Genomic DNA, 286 nt, shown 5'->3' with positions numbered 1-286 from the left:
AACGCAGGTAATCGCACGCATTGACCAACGCTTCTTCATGGCTCAGATCACTGCGGACCACGAATATTTTTTTCTCCAGACAGTGCTGGGAAACAGCTGGTTTCAAATAATAGTCGAGTGCACGCTGGCTGGCGGCGCTGTCTTTCAGGGCTTCCATCTCAATATCGATGTCGTCATCCGGTGCAGTTTTTGTTATCGGAGTCATGTTTTACCTGCTTTATGAGATTAATCGAACCAAACCACACCAGATTAATACGATAAGTATTTTCATGCAGAGCATAAATAA

General features: G+C 44.4%; 1 pseudogene. It reads right to left on the bottom strand.

Features of this window, described 5'->3' with window-relative positions:
* A pseudogene (locus GHO03_RS24885) lies at positions 1–205 on the bottom strand (DUF3077 domain-containing protein); the annotation flags it as partial.
* Positions 206–286: the final 81 nt, after the last annotated feature.

The sequence above is a fragment of the Pseudomonas sp. FSL R10-1339 genome (assembly GCF_009600545.1).
Taxonomy (GTDB): Bacteria; Pseudomonadota; Gammaproteobacteria; order Pseudomonadales; family Pseudomonadaceae; genus Aquipseudomonas; species Aquipseudomonas bubulae.
Note: the sequence above shows the minus strand (reverse complement) of the source record. Positions and strands in the feature narration are given on the sequence as shown.